Annotated in this window: 17 protein-coding genes; 3 read left to right on the top strand and 14 right to left on the bottom strand. The window is 61.5% G+C overall.

The window, feature by feature from the left end; genetic code table 11:
* Window positions 1-61: 61 nt before the first annotated feature.
* The 5 genes from nrdF to nrdH form a co-directional block, all read right to left on the bottom strand.
* On the bottom strand, window positions 62-1,036 hold the full coding sequence (gene nrdF, locus FQP90_RS14210) for a class 1b ribonucleoside-diphosphate reductase subunit beta (protein ID WP_011775019.1): 975 nt from the start codon (window positions 1,034-1,036) through the stop codon (window positions 62-64).
* Window positions 1,029-1,823, bottom strand: coding sequence for an NUMOD3 domain-containing DNA-binding protein (locus FQP90_RS14205; RefSeq protein WP_144651556.1), 795 nt, complete (start codon window positions 1,821-1,823; stop codon window positions 1,029-1,031). The genes nrdF and FQP90_RS14205 overlap by 8 nt, the downstream gene beginning before the upstream one ends.
* Window positions 1,824-1,837: 14 nt before the next feature.
* A complete protein-coding gene (gene nrdE / locus FQP90_RS14200; RefSeq protein WP_280115984.1) occupies window positions 1,838-3,979 on the bottom strand; it encodes a class 1b ribonucleoside-diphosphate reductase subunit alpha in 2,142 nt (713 codons plus the stop codon).
* Between the two features lie 11 nt (window positions 3,980-3,990).
* Window positions 3,991-4,461, bottom strand: a complete 471-nt coding sequence (gene nrdI / locus FQP90_RS14195) for a class Ib ribonucleoside-diphosphate reductase assembly flavoprotein NrdI (RefSeq protein ID WP_144651554.1) — start codon at window positions 4,459-4,461, stop codon at window positions 3,991-3,993.
* A 62-nt stretch (window positions 4,462-4,523) separates the two neighbouring features.
* A complete protein-coding gene (gene nrdH / locus FQP90_RS14190; RefSeq protein WP_011775022.1) occupies window positions 4,524-4,766 on the bottom strand; it encodes a glutaredoxin-like protein NrdH in 243 nt (80 codons plus the stop codon).
* A gap of 396 nt (window positions 4,767-5,162) precedes the next feature.
* On the opposite strand from nrdH, the gene FQP90_RS14185 reads away from it, so the two are divergent.
* Together FQP90_RS14185 and FQP90_RS14180 are read left to right on the top strand one after the other, a co-directional pair.
* Complete coding sequence (locus tag FQP90_RS14185; protein ID WP_144651552.1) at window positions 5,163-6,128, top strand: LysR family transcriptional regulator; 966 nt, start codon at window positions 5,163-5,165, stop codon at window positions 6,126-6,128.
* A gap of 50 nt (window positions 6,129-6,178) precedes the next feature.
* The gene (locus FQP90_RS14180; RefSeq protein WP_144651550.1) at window positions 6,179-6,682 is read left to right on the top strand and encodes a DUF2004 domain-containing protein; all 504 of its coding nucleotides are present in this window, start codon (window positions 6,179-6,181) and stop codon (window positions 6,680-6,682) included.
* Window positions 6,683-6,710: 28 nt separating this feature from the next.
* On the opposite strand, the gene FQP90_RS14175 is transcribed toward FQP90_RS14180, so the two are convergent.
* The 6 genes from FQP90_RS14175 to FQP90_RS14150 are packed head-to-tail and all read right to left on the bottom strand — an operon-like array spanning window position 6,711 to window position 11,810.
* The gene (locus tag FQP90_RS14175) at window positions 6,711-7,421 is read right to left on the bottom strand and encodes a hypothetical protein (protein ID WP_144651548.1); all 711 of its coding nucleotides are present in this window, start codon (window positions 7,419-7,421) and stop codon (window positions 6,711-6,713) included.
* Window positions 7,418-8,443, bottom strand: coding sequence for a vWA domain-containing protein (locus FQP90_RS14170; protein WP_244296778.1), 1,026 nt, complete (start codon window positions 8,441-8,443; stop codon window positions 7,418-7,420). The genes FQP90_RS14175 and FQP90_RS14170 overlap by 4 nt, the downstream gene beginning before the upstream one ends.
* Window positions 8,440-9,423 carry a vWA domain-containing protein gene (locus FQP90_RS14165; protein WP_144651544.1) on the bottom strand — a complete coding sequence of 328 codons (984 nt, stop codon included), beginning with the start codon at window positions 9,421-9,423 and terminating at the stop codon, window positions 8,440-8,442. The genes FQP90_RS14170 and FQP90_RS14165 overlap by 4 nt, the downstream gene beginning before the upstream one ends.
* On the bottom strand, window positions 9,414-9,875 hold the full coding sequence (locus FQP90_RS14160) for a hypothetical protein (protein ID WP_144651542.1): 462 nt from the start codon (window positions 9,873-9,875) through the stop codon (window positions 9,414-9,416). Before FQP90_RS14160 ends, FQP90_RS14165 begins: the two co-directional genes overlap by 10 nt.
* The gene (locus tag FQP90_RS14155) at window positions 9,865-10,791 is read right to left on the bottom strand and encodes a DUF58 domain-containing protein (protein WP_144651540.1); all 927 of its coding nucleotides are present in this window, start codon (window positions 10,789-10,791) and stop codon (window positions 9,865-9,867) included. The genes FQP90_RS14160 and FQP90_RS14155 overlap by 11 nt, the downstream gene beginning before the upstream one ends.
* A gap of 11 nt (window positions 10,792-10,802) precedes the next feature.
* Window positions 10,803-11,810 carry an AAA family ATPase gene (locus FQP90_RS14150; protein WP_144651538.1) on the bottom strand — a complete coding sequence of 336 codons (1,008 nt, stop codon included), beginning with the start codon at window positions 11,808-11,810 and terminating at the stop codon, window positions 10,803-10,805.
* A 165-nt stretch (window positions 11,811-11,975) separates the two neighbouring features.
* Between FQP90_RS14150 and FQP90_RS14145 the strand changes: the two genes are divergently transcribed.
* Window positions 11,976-12,179, top strand: coding sequence for a hypothetical protein (locus FQP90_RS14145; protein ID WP_434373131.1), 204 nt, complete (start codon window positions 11,976-11,978; stop codon window positions 12,177-12,179).
* Window positions 12,180-12,207: 28 nt separating this feature from the next.
* Here the strand turns inward: FQP90_RS14145 and FQP90_RS14140 are convergent, their stop codons facing one another.
* From FQP90_RS14140 to FQP90_RS14130, 3 genes are read right to left on the bottom strand one after another with little or no spacing between them, the layout of a single operon-like run.
* Window positions 12,208-13,086, bottom strand: coding sequence for a carbohydrate ABC transporter permease (locus tag FQP90_RS14140; RefSeq protein ID WP_144651535.1), 879 nt, complete (start codon window positions 13,084-13,086; stop codon window positions 12,208-12,210).
* On the bottom strand, window positions 13,083-13,952 hold the full coding sequence (locus tag FQP90_RS14135; protein ID WP_144651533.1) for a carbohydrate ABC transporter permease: 870 nt from the start codon (window positions 13,950-13,952) through the stop codon (window positions 13,083-13,085). Before FQP90_RS14135 ends, FQP90_RS14140 begins: the two co-directional genes overlap by 4 nt.
* The gene (locus FQP90_RS14130; protein WP_144651531.1) at window positions 13,949-15,319 is read right to left on the bottom strand and encodes an extracellular solute-binding protein; all 1,371 of its coding nucleotides are present in this window, start codon (window positions 15,317-15,319) and stop codon (window positions 13,949-13,951) included. Before FQP90_RS14130 ends, FQP90_RS14135 begins: the two co-directional genes overlap by 4 nt.
* Between the last annotated feature and the right edge of the window lie 68 nt (window positions 15,320-15,387).

The raw sequence follows: 15,387 nt of genomic DNA, 5'->3' as shown, positions 1-15,387 counted from the left end.
AAACTCGGGACCAGCCGCTTCCGCAGCTGATCCCGAGCAGGTTTCCGATCACTCGGACGTACTAGAACTCCCAGTCCTCATCTTCCGTATTGACAGCCTTGCCAATCACGTAGGACGAGCCCGAGCCGGAGAAGAAGTCGTGGTTCTCGTCAGCGTTCGGGGACAGGGCCGACAGAATGGCCGGGTTCACGTCGGTGACGGAAGCCGGGAACATGGCCTCGTAGCCAAGGTTCATGAGGGCCTTGTTGGCGTTGTAGTGCAGGAACTTCTTGACGTCCTCGGCCAGGCCGACGCCGTCGTAGAGGTCGTGGGTGTACTGGACTTCGTTTTCGTACAGCTCAAAGAGCAGTTCGAAGGTGTAGTCCTTGATTTCCTGCTTGCGGGCCTCGGAAACCTTCTCCAAGCCCTTCTGGAACTTGTAGCCGATGTAGTAGCCGTGCACGGCCTCGTCACGGATGATGAGGCGTATGAGGTCAGCCGTGTTCGTGAGCTTGGCGCGTGAGGACCAGTACATGGGCAGGTAGAAGCCCGAGTAGAACAGGAAGCTTTCCAGCAGGGTGGAGGCCACCTTGCGCTTCAGGGGATCGTCGCCCTGGTAGTAATCCATGACGATCTGCGCCTTCTTCTGCAGGTTCTCGTTTTCGAGCGACCAGCGGAAAGCGTCGTCAATCTCCTTGGTGGAGCACAGGGTGGAGAAGATGGACGAGTAGGACTTCGCGTGCACGGATTCCATGAAAGCGATGTTGGTGTACACGGCTTCTTCATGAGGAGTGATCGCATCCGGGATCAGTGAGACAGCGCCCACCGTGCCCTGGATGGTGTCCAGCAGGGTGAGGCCGGTGAAAACACGCATGGTGAGCTGCTGCTCATCCGGCGTGAGCGTGTGCCACGACTGGACGTCGTTGGACAGCGGCACCTTCTCCGGAAGCCAGAAGTTGTTGACCAGACGGTTCCAGACTTCCACGTCCTTGTCGTCCTGGATCTTGTTCCAGTTGATGGCCTCGACGTGCGTCAGGAGCTTCACTTTCTCAGTCATTTGTCGTTTCACTTTCTCGCATGAGCTTCACTTGGGCTGCATCGTCGATGCAATGCTGGCATGTTGGGTTCACAACGCCCTTGTTCGTGTGATGTCTGGTGTGCGCGTTACGTCGGCTGGATGGCATTGGCTTGCCCTTCCTGACAGCAGACATCTTCGCACGAGTTTCGGCACTGGCCTTCTTGCCGAAGTTGGGATTGCCGATTCCTGTTCTGGCCTCAGAGAGCGCTTTGCGTGCTTCCTCGGTCATCGAGCGGCCGAAGCTCGGATGGTTCGGACCGAATTTCCCGAAGTTGGGGTTAGCCTCAGCGAGCATTGAACCCTTACGCTCCTGTGACCATTTGGTCCGTTGCTCCAACGTATGCCTGCCGCCGTAGAACGGGTTTTCTTCACCTGGCCGGACTAGGCCTCGTCTACCCGTGGAACGCAAGCGCGCTGCCTCCCGCTGCTCTTCGGTCCATTGAACGCCCGTAGGCCCAAGGCCACCTTCGGAGAGGTTCAGTAGCCGGTCGCCGCCAAGCCTCAAGTGTCTGATCCAGTCCCTCTCGGCTTGGCCAAGTTCCTCCAGATCCCATGACACATCCAGTTGCTCAACCAGCAGTGAATCCGGGGTTTGCTTTCGCAGCCAATCGTAGAAGGGTGTCTTGCGGCCACTTCGGGCGACCTTCAGGTGCTGGGAGAATCGACGGGAGATTGGCTTCGTCGTGATACCGACATAGCGGTACTCACGTTCGCGCCTGAGGCGGACGCCATAAACGGAGCCAATCTCCACCGTCGAATCTTCCAACTGGATCTATCTCCTTAGAGCATGCAGCTGACGCAGTTTTCCACCTCGGTCCCTTCCAGCGCGAGCTGGCGGAGACGGATGTAGTAGAGGGTCTTGATGCCCTTGCGCCATGCGTAGATCTGCGCCTTGTTGATGTCACGCGTGGTGGCGGTGTCCTTGAAGAACAGCGTCAGGGACAAGCCCTGGTCCACGTGCTGCGTGGCAGCGGCGTAGGTGTCGATGATCTTTTCGTAGCCGATTTCGTAGGCATCCTGGTAGTACTCCAGGTTGTCGTTGGTCAGGTACGGAGCCGGGTAGTAGACGCGGCCGATCTTGCCTTCCTTGCGGATTTCGATCTTGGCGGCCACCGGGTGGATCGACGACGTGGAGTTGTTGATGTAGCTGATGGAACCGGTAGGCGGCACGGCTTGGAGGTTCTGGTTGTAAATGCCGTGCTCCATGACGGAAGCCTTCAGCTCGCGCCAGTCATCCTGGGTGGGGATGTGGTGGCCAGCGAAGAGTTCCTGTACGCGCTCCGTTGCCGGAACCCATTCCTGCTCGGTGTACTTGTCGAAGAACTCGCCGCTTGCGTAGGTGGACTTCTCGAAGCCGCCGAACTTCTGGCCGGTCTCGATGGCAAGACGGTTGGAAGCGCGGAGAGCGTGGAACAGCACCGTGTAGAAGTAGATGTTGGTGAAGTCCAAGCCTTCTTCGGAACCGTAGTGGACGTGCTCGCGGGCAAGGTAGCCGTGGAGGTTCATCTGGCCAAGGCCGATCGCGTGGCTCTGGGCGTTGCCCTGGGCAATGGACGGCACCGAGTTGATGTAGGACATATCGGACACAGCGCTGAGGGCACGGATGGAAGTCTCGATGGAGAGACCGAAGTCCGGGGAATCCATGGTCTTGGCGATGTTCATCGAACCGAGGTTGCAGGAGATGTCCTTGCCCACGGTTTCGTAGCTCAGGTCCTCGGCATAGATGGACGGCGAGGAAACCTGCAGGATCTCCGAGCACAGGTTGCTCATGGTGATCTTGCCGTCGATCGGGTTGGCCCGGTTCACCGTGTCCTCGAACATGATGTACGGGTAGCCGGACTCGAACTGGATCTCCGCGAGGGTCTGGAAGAACTCACGGGCGCTGATCTTGGTCTTCTTGATCCGGGAATCGTCGACCATCTCGTAGTACTTCTCGGTCACCGAGATGTCGGAGAACGGAACACCGTAGACCTTCTCGACATCGTACGGCGAGAAGAGGTACATGTCCTCGTTCTTCTTGGCGAGTTCGAACGTGATGTCCGGAACGACGACGCCCAAGGAGAGCGTCTTGATGCGGATCTTCTCGTCAGCGTTCTCGCGCTTGGTGTCGAGGAAGCGGTGGATGTCCGGGTGGTGGGCGTGCAGGTACACGGCACCTGCGCCCTGGCGGGCACCGAGCTGGTTGGCGTAGGAGAAGCTGTCTTCGAGGAGCTTCATCACGGGGATAACACCGGATGACTGGTTTTCGATCTGCTTGATCGGAGCGCCGTGCTCGCGGATGTTGGTGAGCGAAAGCGCTACGCCGCCGCCACGCTTGGAGAGCTGAAGGGCGGAGTTGATGGCGCGGGCTATCGACTCCATGTTGTCTTCGATGCGGAGCAGGAAGCAGGAGACGAGCTCGCCACGCTGGGCCTTGCCGGCGTTCAGGAACGTGGGAGTAGCCGGCTGGAAACGGCCGTCGATGATTTCATCGACGAGGCGGTTGGCCAAGTCTTCGTTGCCGCGGGCGAGGTGCAGGGCAACCATGCACACGCGGTCCTCGTAGCGCTCCAGGAAGCGCTTGCCATCGAACGTCTTCAGCGTGTAGGACGTGTAGAACTTGAACGCACCGAGGAAGGTCTCGAAACGGAACTTCTTCTTGTACGCGCGGTTGAAGAGGTCGCGGATGAAGTTCATCGTGTACTGGTCAAGCGTTTCGCGCTCGTAGTACTGGTTCTTTACCAGGTAGTCGAGCTTCTCTTCCAAGTCGTGGAAGAACACGGTGTTGTTGTTCACGTGCTGCAGGAAGTACTGGTGCGCAGCCTCGCGGTCGGCTTCGAACTGGATCTCACCGTTGGGGCCATACAGGTTCAGCATGGCGTTGAGTTCGTGATAGCCCAGGCCCTTATAGGCCTCAGGCAATGGCTTCTTGGCCGTGTCCACAGCGCCCCCGGTTACTTCTGTTTCTGCGACAGTCGTGTCCAAAATTCTTCCAGCCCTTCGTTGACTCGTTGGACGTCTTCAGGCGTCCCCATGAGCTCAAATTTATAAAGATGCGGGACCCTGCACTTGACGGCGATGATGTCTCCCGCCGCGCAGTAGTTGTCCGCGAAATTAGTGTTCCCTGCTCCGATAACACCCCGGATCAACTCCCTGTTCCCGGGGTTGTTCAGAAACCTGATGACTTGCTTCGGTACAGAACCTTCGCCATTCGTTCCGCCATACGTAGGCAGTACAAGGACAAATGGTTCAAGGGCCTGAAGCGGTGCATCCTGGGCATAGAGCGGGATGCGAGCTGCGTCCCTGCCCAATTTCTGGACGAATCGTTTGGTGTTCTCGGATGCCGAGGAAAAGTAGATGAGGTGACTCCTGGTGGTGACAGCCTCCGCAGCTTCGCGTACGGTTGCCGCTGCCAACGGTGCCATGGGAGTCACCTCAACTACATAGGAATTCTTGGTGTGCTGTGGTGGCGAAGTTTGAATGAAACTTAGGCCACGGAGGAAACGGCCTGGGCCAGTTCCTCGATCTTGTCCGGGCGGAATCCAGACCAGTGGTCCTGCTCGGTCACGACAACCGGAGCCTGCATGTAACCCAGCGCCTTGAGGCGCTCAAGGGCCTCGGCATCCTGGGAGATGTCGACACTCTGGTAGGCAATGCCCTTCTTGTCGAGTGCCCGGTAGGTTGCGTTGCACTGAACACAGGCCGGCTTCGTGTAAACCGTAACGGTCATGATCCCTGTCCCCTTAGTTGAAGTCTGTCGCTCTTCGTATCTGGCGGGCTCAACCGGAACTTATTACTGAATCCGATACCGGCCCGCGGGCTGCTGTGGCAGCCAACACGCTCTTATTTAGTCTTGCGCTGGTTTCCCGCTCAATCCGTAAATCGATACTACATGTAGTGCAAGCGCCTCGCTGGAACCCCAAGATGATGTATTACAAGTATGTCATTCAATCCACCGCTCGTCCACAGGGCAGGTACCTCAAAATGTCCGTGATTCCGCCGAAGTGAGAGATGAAATCCACACCCTGTGGACTACTTAGCCACATTTAATCTCCTGCGTGTCGCCGGGATACGGCGTGTCGTGACACTTTGAAAATGTGGCGTGGCGAACAGCTAAAATCGGCTGATGGTCAACCTCCTCCACCTCCGGACACTATTGGAGGTCACCCGGCTGGGTTCCTTCGCGGCAGCCGCCACCCAACTGGGCTATACAGCCTCGGCAGTCTCCCAGCAGATGGCCGCACTGGAACGCGACACCGGCGTCGAGCTCTTCCAACGCTCCGCCCGCAGCGTGGTTCCCACGGAGGCTGCCGTGACCATGACACGTCACGCATCCAAGGTGCTGACCGATGTCGAAGCCCTTATGGCGGCCGCTTCAAGAACGAACGACTCCCCCGCCCAGGAGCTCAGGCTGGGCATCTTCCCCAGCCTCGCCACGTATGTACTGCCCGACATCCTTCGGAATGAACGATGGAACGGGTTGGGCATTGAGCTGAAAGTGTCAGTGGCCGAGCCTGCACAAACCATCCAGGGGCTGCGCAGCGGCGGCGAACTGGACGTGGCGCTCGTCTACCAAGTGGGGCAGTCCGGCCTGGCATGGCCGCATTCACTGGAACGTCAATGGATCGGCGACGACGACTTCCGTGTGGTCCTGCCGGCATCGTGGAAGATCCGCGAGGACGCCGAGATCGAAGCGGCTCACCTTTCGGACATGCCGTGGATCGTCCACCACCCCGGCACCAGCGATGCCCTGGTCATTGAGCGCCTGTTCGCCAGCTGCAACCTGCATCCCCGCGTCGTCGCCTACAGCGACGATTTCCACGCGAGCCTCGAGATGACCGCGGCAGGGCTTGGCGCCTCGCTGGTACCGGAACTGGCACTGCGCAACCGACCGCCCGGCGTCGTGGTTCTTGATGTCCCGGACATTCGGCTGGCCCGCAATGTGTTCGCCTTGCTCATTAATGAAAAGCGCACGGCGCAAGTCCAGCTGTTCACCCAACTGCTCGCCGACACGCTCCGTGACACCTCCGGCAAGAGCGGCCTTAACCCCCTGAAACCCGCTCCTGTCAAGGGTCCGCAGCGGCGCCGATGAAATAGTCCCAAGTGCTGGAACCCGCCGGTTGATGGGGTTAGATTGATCACATGGGCAAGGTAGCGAGCAAACATTTTGGGGAGATCGAGCTCAACCACGGGCGTGAACATTGCTTCGTCGCAAGACATGAACTCGCCGGCAACCAGCTGGAACTGGACCTCAATGTCGCCGCGCACGACCACTTCGATGAAGCCGCTATGCGCAAGGTGGACTACCGGTTGCGATTCCTCCCCGAACTGGTGGACCAGGTCAGGGAAATGATCGCCGACGAGCTCGACCAGGACGGCACCAACCCCCAACAGTTCCTGCACTTCCACAGCTCGCAGCTCAAGGAAGAGCAGCTCGAATCCGTGTTCGGCGTCCGCGACAAGGGCCAGCTCACCAACGACGTCTTCCTGAAGGCCCTCAAGCTCGGCCACGTTGCCATCTACCCCGGCCAGCCGGAGCGCTACTTCGTTCTGGATTTCACGCTCGGCTCGCACTTCACAGACGAACTACTGGTGGTCGCAGCGGATGAAGACGGCGTGGTGGATGACGAGATTCTCTGGGAATAGCAGCCCCGTTAAACGCCCTTGGTGGTGTTCACCACGGCCTGTCCACACTCGGTCCGCTGTCCGGGCTACGCAGGTACTCTCCACGTTCCATGCCCTCCGCCCGCTCCCGCTGGGCTCGCTGCGCGTTCTCCTCCAGCTGCTTGAGTTGCTCCGGCTCAGGGGCGGCCGGAGTGTCCCCCGAACCCTGTTGCGCATCCATGCTTGGCGTTTCGCCTGCGGAAATCTTGCCAGCGAGTCGATCCGCTGCCGAGTCCAAGCTGGCGCCTTCCCCTGCCGCGTTCGACGACCCTGCCTCGTGGCATTGCGGCGGCGAAGCCTTGGCAGTGTCGAGGGCTTCCTGGTACAACCGTGCGGCTTCGGATAGGTTCCCGGCTGCCGCGTCCCCCAGCTTCTCGATGGTCAGTACCAGGTTGACGCGGACCTTGCACTCCTCCGTGCCGGACCCCGCCCGCAGTGCTGCCTCAAAATCGGTACGGGCAGCGCCGAAGTCACCGGCCAGCACGTGGGCATCTCCCGCGGCGAATTGCGCCTTGTATGGCTCTACGACGTTCGCCACCGACAACCATGACGCCGCACGGTCCACGGCGTCCTGCTGGCCGGAGGTGAAGGCCTCCTGCGCAGAACTGCCCAGCAAACCCACACTCACCAGTTTCACAGCGACTGCGAGCGCCGCGAGGGCCGGTGCAGCCGACCACAGCGCACGCCGGAGTGGCCGCCGTCGTGCCTTTTCCTCTTTCACGGCCTGGGCTCCTTTCGACGTGGGCCACGCACGTCCTGAAGCGCGGTAAGGTGCCGCAGGGGCTCAGGCAGTGCAAGGAGGAATGCTGCCAGCGCCAGCAGCCAGTAGAGTTCCGTCCGGCCTGGTCCGACTCCGTTGGTTGGGGCGAATGCGCCTGGTTGGGCCTTGCCGAGTGTGTCGGAGATTGGCTCGTTTCCAGTCCGATGCGCGTAGGGGATGTGGAGTTGGTCTGCGATGCCGCGGAGTTGCCCTTCGTCGATTCTTGACATCGCGTCCTGGGGGTTGCCGGAAGCCTTGTCCCTCAGATAGCGGGCATCAGCATCCGAGGAGTCCTTCATTCGCCCGCCCTGAGGGGTGCCGTAGCCGAGCACCGCTCCCCCGGCCACGTTGGCAGCGTCCAAAGGTGCTGGCCGTTCGGTGCTCGTGTTCTCGCCGTCACCGGCGTAGAAGACAAGCGCCGGCCGCCCGGGATGCTGCTCCTTCGCGCTTGCCAGCCTTTCCTTCAGCAGCTGCGCTGCGCCAGTCACAGTACTGCCCCTGGCGTACCTGGCATTCTGGGGTTGCAGGGTGGTCATGGCGGTTTGCAGGGCAGTAGCGTCTTGCGACAACGGCATCCGAACGGTGGCTTTGCTGTCAAAGGTGATAAGGGAGAACTTGGCTCCTGCCAGTTCTTTGGCAATGGCCATGACGTCCTGTTTGACGCCGGTCAACCGGGTATCCGTGCCGTTGTAGTCCTCGGCGGCCATGCTGGTGCTGGTGTCCACCACGAAGTAAACGTCAACGTCCGCGGTTGCTGTTTGGGCTTCTCCGCCGGTCCAGCCGGGACGCAGCGCGGCAAGGAGGAGAAGCACGACGGCGGCACCCCTGAGAGCTGCGGGCCGCACCGGCCGCCGGGGGGCGGTCCGTCCGGTGCGGTCGCGGCGCGCGATCTCCCAGCCGGTGAAGGCCACCACAGCCAGGCACGCAACAACCAGGACAGGCCAGGGCAGGATCGGGGCGAAGGTCAGGGCGCTGGTGTTCATGGGTCCAGCCGCCATCCCAGCACCAGCATTCCCGTACCGGCCAGCAACGCGATCCCCAGTGGCCAGGCCGGGGTGTCCGCTACTACAGCCTGCGGAGCCGCACGGTAGCTGGTGGCTTCTGTTTCCTGCACCTTCTGCACGATCCCGGGCACGGCTTCGGGGCTGTCCAGGGTGAAGTAGGTGCCTCCGGTCCGCTCAGCTGTTGCTCTGAGCTGCACTCCGGGTTGGTCGGGTTGGTCCCCGTAGTCCAGATCTCCGGGGTTGAGGGCATGGACCTTCACGTTCTTGCTGATGGCCAGTGCGCCGGCCTCCTCGAGCGTGAAGACCGGTTCACCAGAGAGGAAGTTGTCCGTGGCCAGCACCACCGACCGCGAGCGCCGCGGGTCAGGTGAACCATCGGCGGTGTCCGGGAAGCTCTGGACGCACGAGGCCAGGCCGTCTCCAATGAGCGAGGAGCCTTCCCCGTTCCAGGTGCCGTCGAAGAATGAACCGGCTCCACTGTCCAGGGCATCCTTGGCTTGGGTGAGCTGTTCGGTGGCGTAGTGGTAGTCGTCAGTGAGGGGGAATAGTTGAACGCTGCTGCTGTCGAAGATGACCATGCCGATGCGTTCGCCGTCGAATTCCCCGGCGAGCTTTTGGAAGACGGCTGCGATAGCCGCGTCCGTGCTGGTCATGGAGCCGGAGACGTCCAGGCAGAGCACTATGTCCCTGTTCCGAATTTCCGGTTGCACGGTGCTGCGGTGGGTGGGCCTGGCTGCGGCTGTGGCGGTGGCGGCCAGGAACACGGCCCCCAGGACGGCGGCCAGCACCAGCCTGGTCCGGTACTGGCGCAGGGCGTGCTGGTATGCCGGGAGCGCAGTGAGCCGTTCACCGTGCGCGATGTGCCGCACCTTTTGCGGACGACGGCGGATGGAGAGCCAGGCGGCGCAGCCCACGGCTGCTGCGGCGAGGGGAAGGATCCACCAGTAGCTCAGTTCCATGCCCGCACCACCCGACGTGCGGCCTCTGCCGAGTGGTGCATTGATTGGACCTGGACGGGTGCGAATTCGTTGGGGTAGATGCCGGCGATCCCCGCAGCAAGCTCGTCCAGTCCTTGGTGGCGCAGTTCCTCGAGTGTCATGGAGGTCGCCGGGAGGCCGGAGGCCGCCTGCGCGAATTCGCGCACGAGGTAGCTGAGTCTTTGGTGGGCGTCGCGTTCCGGTATGCGTCCGGCGTCGGTGTCGCTTGCTGTTGCGTCGATGGCCGCCAGGCAGGCGGCTCTCAGTGCGTCCAGCCCGGGCACGGATGTGGCTGACCGCGTGGGAGTTTCCGTACGGGCGGGCCGGAGGACCCAGACATACCAGCCGGCAACGAGGAGCATGAGAAACAGCCCCAGCCACAACCAGTGGGATTGGTACTGCAGTGGTGCGTAGAAGCCAGCGTCATCCTGCACTGCGCCCACCTTTGCCGGCGCTCCGCGCTGCGCGGATGCCTGAACGGTGCTTTTCGAGGAGGGCGAAGACTGCCGGCAGGACGTCTTCGCTGCCGGTGGTTTGTTCCTCGGCGATTCCGAGGCGCCGGAAAATGGCGTCGCGTTGTTGCCCACGGTGGAGCATCGCCGTGGCATAGGCTGCACGCACCGTGGCGTCAGCGGCCAGTGCTGCGGGGATCCCCCATCCGGTCCCCACATCCGTGCTGTCCTGCGAGCGGCCTCCTGTTTCCAGGGCGAGGTCCGCATCGCGGATGGTCAACCACAACACCTCATGGCGTGCACGCAGCCGACGCATCAGCGCTTCCGCTCGAGGGTCGGGCATGAACTCGTCCGCGATAACGACGATGAGCAGCCTCCCCTTCAGGTACTTCAGGGCGTAATCCAGCTGTTCGGCGATGGCACTGGCCGGGCTGTCTACGGCGATGGCGTCGATTTCCTGGAGCAGCCGTTCCAGATGCTCTTCGCCCTGACGGGGTGGAATGTAGGTGGACGCGACCGTATCCCCCTGCAAAAGGCCCACATTGTCTCCGTGCCGAGACGCGAGGTACCCCAAGACTCCGGCAGCGTGAACGGCGATGTCCTTCTTGGGTTCCCCGGACAGGGCCTGTGCGGCCATGGTGCGCCCTGCATCGACCAGGAGCAGGACTGAGTGGCGTCTCACCGCGACATAGCGCTTCACCAGGGGCGAGCCATGCCTGGCTGTTGCTTTCCAGTCGATATCCCTGACTTCGTCGCCCGGGACGTAGGCGCGCAACTCGTCGAAGTCCAGGCTGCGGCCTTTGAACACAGAACCGTATTCGCCGTCGAGCAAAGTGAGGGTCCTGCGGTGGGCGAAGATGAACATCTTCGACTTGACGCGTCGGAGGAGGCCAGGCACCTACTCGTCCCCTACGGCGTCTGGACTGACGCCAGGACGGCATCGATGATGGTCTCCACGGGGATGCCTTCAACCACGGCATCGAAGCCAAGAATGATGCGGTGGCGCAGGATACGGTGTGCGAGGTTTTTCACGTCCTCGGGAATGACGTGGTCCCTCCCGTTCAGCAGTGCGAGCGCCCGGGCGGCCTGGCTGAAGGCGATGCTGGCCCGTGGGCTCGCACCGAATTCGACCAGATTGGCCAGCTGGGGTTCCAGGTACTGGGTGGCGTTGCGGGTGACGTACGCAAGGCCAACGATGTACCTCACAATTGCCGGGTCGATGTACACGCGACGTACGAGTTCCTGGACCTGGACCACTGCGTCAAGGGATGCAGCGGCCGGCGGCTTCTGATCTGCGCTGAACACTCCAGCATCAATGCGACGTATGACCTCCGCTTCCTCCGCGGGGCTGGGATAATCCAGGACGTCCTTCAGCATGAACCGGTCCATCTGCGCTTCGGGGAGACGGTACGTTCCCTCCTGCTCGATCGGGTTTTGTGTGGCGAGCACCAGGAAAGGCTGCGGCAAGGGGTATGACTCGCCGCCGATGGAGGTCTGCCGTTCCTGCATCGCTTCCAGCATGGCGCTTTGCGTCTTGGCGCTGGAGCGGTTGATCTCATCCAGCAGGACGATGTTGGCATGGACGGGGCCCAACTGTGTGACAAAGGTACCCTTGGCTGCGTCAAAGATCTGGGTACCCGCGATGTCGCTGGGCAACAGGTCCGGTGTGCACTGGATACGGCGGAACTCGGCACTCACTGACTCCGCGAGGGCCTGGGCCGCCGTGGTCTTGGCCAGCCCCGGAACGCTTTCCAGCAGCACGTGGCCGCCCGTCAGAAGACCAATGACCAAGGTCTCGCGAAGCCGGGTTTGTCCCACCACTTTGTTCTCGAAGCTGCGGACGATGCTGCCCACCAGCTGCTGGGCCCGGGCCATCTCCGGTGCGTCGATTCCGGCCGTGGCAGTGATCTGTTGCACTCGTGGTCCCCTCGCTGGCGTTGGTGTCTCCCGGCAAGCGGCTGGCACTGGGTGCCGGGCACTCCTGTGCTCCGCCTGCATCGGCCACTCTATCCAAGTCCTCCCCGTTCGGAGCCGCAATGGGTACCCCTCCCCATGGGCGCGCCGGAGGTCTATCCTTTTGCCATGCATCAGCTACCAGCCGCCTACCAGAACTACCTGGCATCCCAGGATCAGCACGTCATCGACGCCGTTCGCCCCGTTCTCCTCCAGTCGGCAGCGGACCAACGGCACGGTGTACGCATCACGTTCAACAGGGGCCCAACCGGACACCAGGCCCACCTTGACGATTCCATCCCCTACGGTGAAATCGTCGAGGACATCGACTGACCGGGCACTGGCTTTTCATGGCATCCGGCTAACCTTTCATGGCACCGGACAGGGCAAAGGAATTTCCCATGCCCCGGGAGACCACCGCATAGAGCACCAGCACGGGCACGGAATACAGGATGGAGAACGCGGCCAACTGTCCGTAGGCAATGGCGCCGTGCTGGCCGAAAAAGCTGAAGATGGACACTGCCGCCGGTTGCTTGCTTGGGGAGAGCAACAGGATGAAGGGCACGAAGAAATTCCCCCATGCCTGGATGAACACAAAGATAAACACCACGCCAAGCCCCTGCCTCATCAGGGGCAGCACGACGGTCCGCAGCGCCGCCATGTTCGAGGCGCCATCCATCCACGCCGCCTCCTCCAACTCCAACGGAACTGAATCCATGAAGTTCTTGGTCATCCAGATCGCCATGGGCAGAGTAGTGGTGGCCATGAAGAAGATCGTTGCTGCCATGGAATCCAGCAGCTGCAACTGGACGAACAAGCCATAGACCGGCACCATGATGGCCGTCACGGGCAACGACGTACCGAACAGCACCGTGTACATGAAGGGCTTGTTGAACCGGGATTGGTATCTGGACAAAGGATAGGCAGCAAGGACCGCGACCAACACGTTGACTACCGCAGTTCCGGCAGACAGCAGGAAGCTGTTGGCCAGCGGCCGAAACAACAGTTCAGGAGTCAGGACAGCCCGGAAATTATCCGTCGACGGCGTTGACGGCACCGTGGTCTGGTAGCCGGCTTGGGGGTCGACGGCGGCCAGCAGCAACCACAGCAAAGGCGCCATAAAGCACAAGCCAATCACTACCAAGGCGATGTCCGCACCAACCCTGGCCCTGGAGCGGGCGCTGCGGGTCGTCGTCGTGCTATCCGCACCCGCCGGCGCTCGCAGTCGGCTGCCGGTCATGGGCGCTGCTCCCGCAGGAGCCGGACGTACACCGCGCCGAAGACCATCCCCAACAGAATCAGCACGGACGCCACAGCCGTCCCGTAGCCGATGTCACCAAACTTGAAGGCCTCCTGGTAGGCCAGCACCGGCAAAGTGGTGCTGGCGTTGGCGGGTCCACCCGCAGTCATCACCCAAATGAGGGTGAACACAGCCAGCGTTTGGAGCGTGATCAGCATCAGGTTGGTGGCGATGCTGCTCCGGATCAGCGGCAGCGTGATGTAGGTAAGGCGCTGCCATCCCTTGGCACCATCCACCAGTGCCGCCTCTGAGATGTCCCGGGGAACATCCGCCAGCGCCGCCCGGTACACCAGCATGGAGAAGGCAGTTCCGCGCCACGTATTCGCCAGGACAATAGCAACCATCGGGAAGGAATACAGCCAGTCCGGGCCCTGACCACCCACCACCCCCAACAGCTGGTTCAGCGTCCCATCCCGGTTGAAGTAGGCGTAGGCGGCGAAGGCGGCCACGATTTCAGGCAGGACCCAAGCCGCCACCACTGCCGTGCCCACCAACGACGACACCGCCCTTCGCGACCGTGTCATCAGCAGTGCGATCAACAGGCCGAGGACGTTCTGGCCAAGCACAGCCGAAGCTGCGACAAAGACCACCGTCAGCCAGGCGGCCAACGGGAACGAGTCGTCACTGAACATCCGCACGTAGTTGTCCGCGCCAACCCATTGCGGGTCCCTGGCAGCTTTGCCGGACAACGAGGCATCGGTAAACGATGCGTAAAAGGACCACACCACCGGGGCAAGCAGGAATAAAAGCAGCAGAAGAATGGATGGGACTACTGGAAGGAGCCGCAGCGAGCGGCGGATCGTCATTTCTCCAGGACCTTGTCCTCACCGACGAGCTTACGGACCGTTGCGTCGTATTCGGCAGCGGCATCCTCGGGGCTCTGCTTGCCCGTGATCACCGCTTCCGTGGCAACTTGGACGGCGGAGGAGATCCTGGGGTAGTCCGCGGTGGCTGGGCGGTAGTGGGTCACCTTCACCAGGTCCGAAACATCCTTAACGAAGGGATTCGCCGCCAGATACTGCGGCTCCGAGGCAACATCCGTGCGGACGGCGATCTGCGAATTGTTGATGTCGTAGGCCAGCGCGTTCTTCTTGTTCAGCGCAGTGGTGAGGAACTGGAAGGCCAGCTCAGGGTTCTTGCTTTTGGCACCCACCGCCAGCGTCCAGCCGCCGGACATGCTGACGCCGCCGGGTTCCTGCCCCTTCTGCGTGGGGAACATGGCTACGGCCATGTCCTGCTCATAGCCTGGCCACTCATACGCGCCGCCTTTTTGCCAGAACGACGGCGTGTAGGAACCTTCCACGGTGGCGGCCAGTTTTCCTTGGGGGAACCATTCGCCAAAGACCTTCTTCCAGACGTTCGCATCCAGTGCTTCGGCTGGACTGACCGCGAGCTTTTCGTCATAGAGGGTCTTCAGGAACGCCAGCGAGTCGGTGAAGCCCAGTGAGCCGACTACCCACTTCTTCTCCTTCTCGTCATACAGCGTGCTGTCTGTGCCATAGAGCAGCTCGTAGAAACTCTGCATCACTGTGCCCTCGCCGGTCCCCTTGCCTGCGTACATGTTGAAGGGGATCACGTTGGGGTCGGAGGCCTTGATGGCGCGTGCCGTGGTGAGAATATCGTCCCAAGTCTTCGGCTGCCAAGGCAGGGAGACCCCCGCTTTCTGGAGCACGGCTTTGTTGTACCAAATGGCACGGGTATCGGTGCCCAGCGGGACAGCATAGATGCCGCCGTCGTCGGCACGGCCAGCTGCCTTGGCTGCTTCGTTGAACGCGGACCAGTCGTCCCACTTCTCGAGGTAACTGTCCAGCTTGAGGAGGTACCCGGCGTCGACGTCGGAACGCACCTTAAAGGTGTCCTCATAGAAGACGTCCGGGGCGGTGTCCGCGGAACGCTGCGCCAGCGACAGCTTGGTTCCGTAGTCGTCGTCATTGGCTTGGATGGGCTGGAGGTCTACCGTCACCCCGGAATTGGCGGCTTCGAATTCTTTCTTGGCATCCTGCATGACCGCGTCAAGGGCCGTAAACGAGTCGGTTTTCTGGTAGACGATCTTCAAGGTCTTGCTTTGAGTTGCCTCAGGCGTAGGTGAGCAGGACGTCACGGCCACCAGCAGGGCAACGACGGACACGATGGCGGAGAAACGTACTGCGACATTCTTCACTGGGCGGCGCATGGTGCTCCATTCAATCAAACGCGGCTGCAGCCCCTCACTTCACCGTGACACTCCCGCGACGTGGCCGA

Source organism: Paenarthrobacter nitroguajacolicus, from assembly GCF_007786235.1.
In the GTDB taxonomy this organism is placed as follows: domain Bacteria; phylum Actinomycetota; class Actinomycetes; order Actinomycetales; family Micrococcaceae; genus Arthrobacter; species Arthrobacter nitroguajacolicus_A.
Note: the sequence above shows the minus strand (reverse complement) of the source record. Positions and strands in the feature narration are given on the sequence as shown.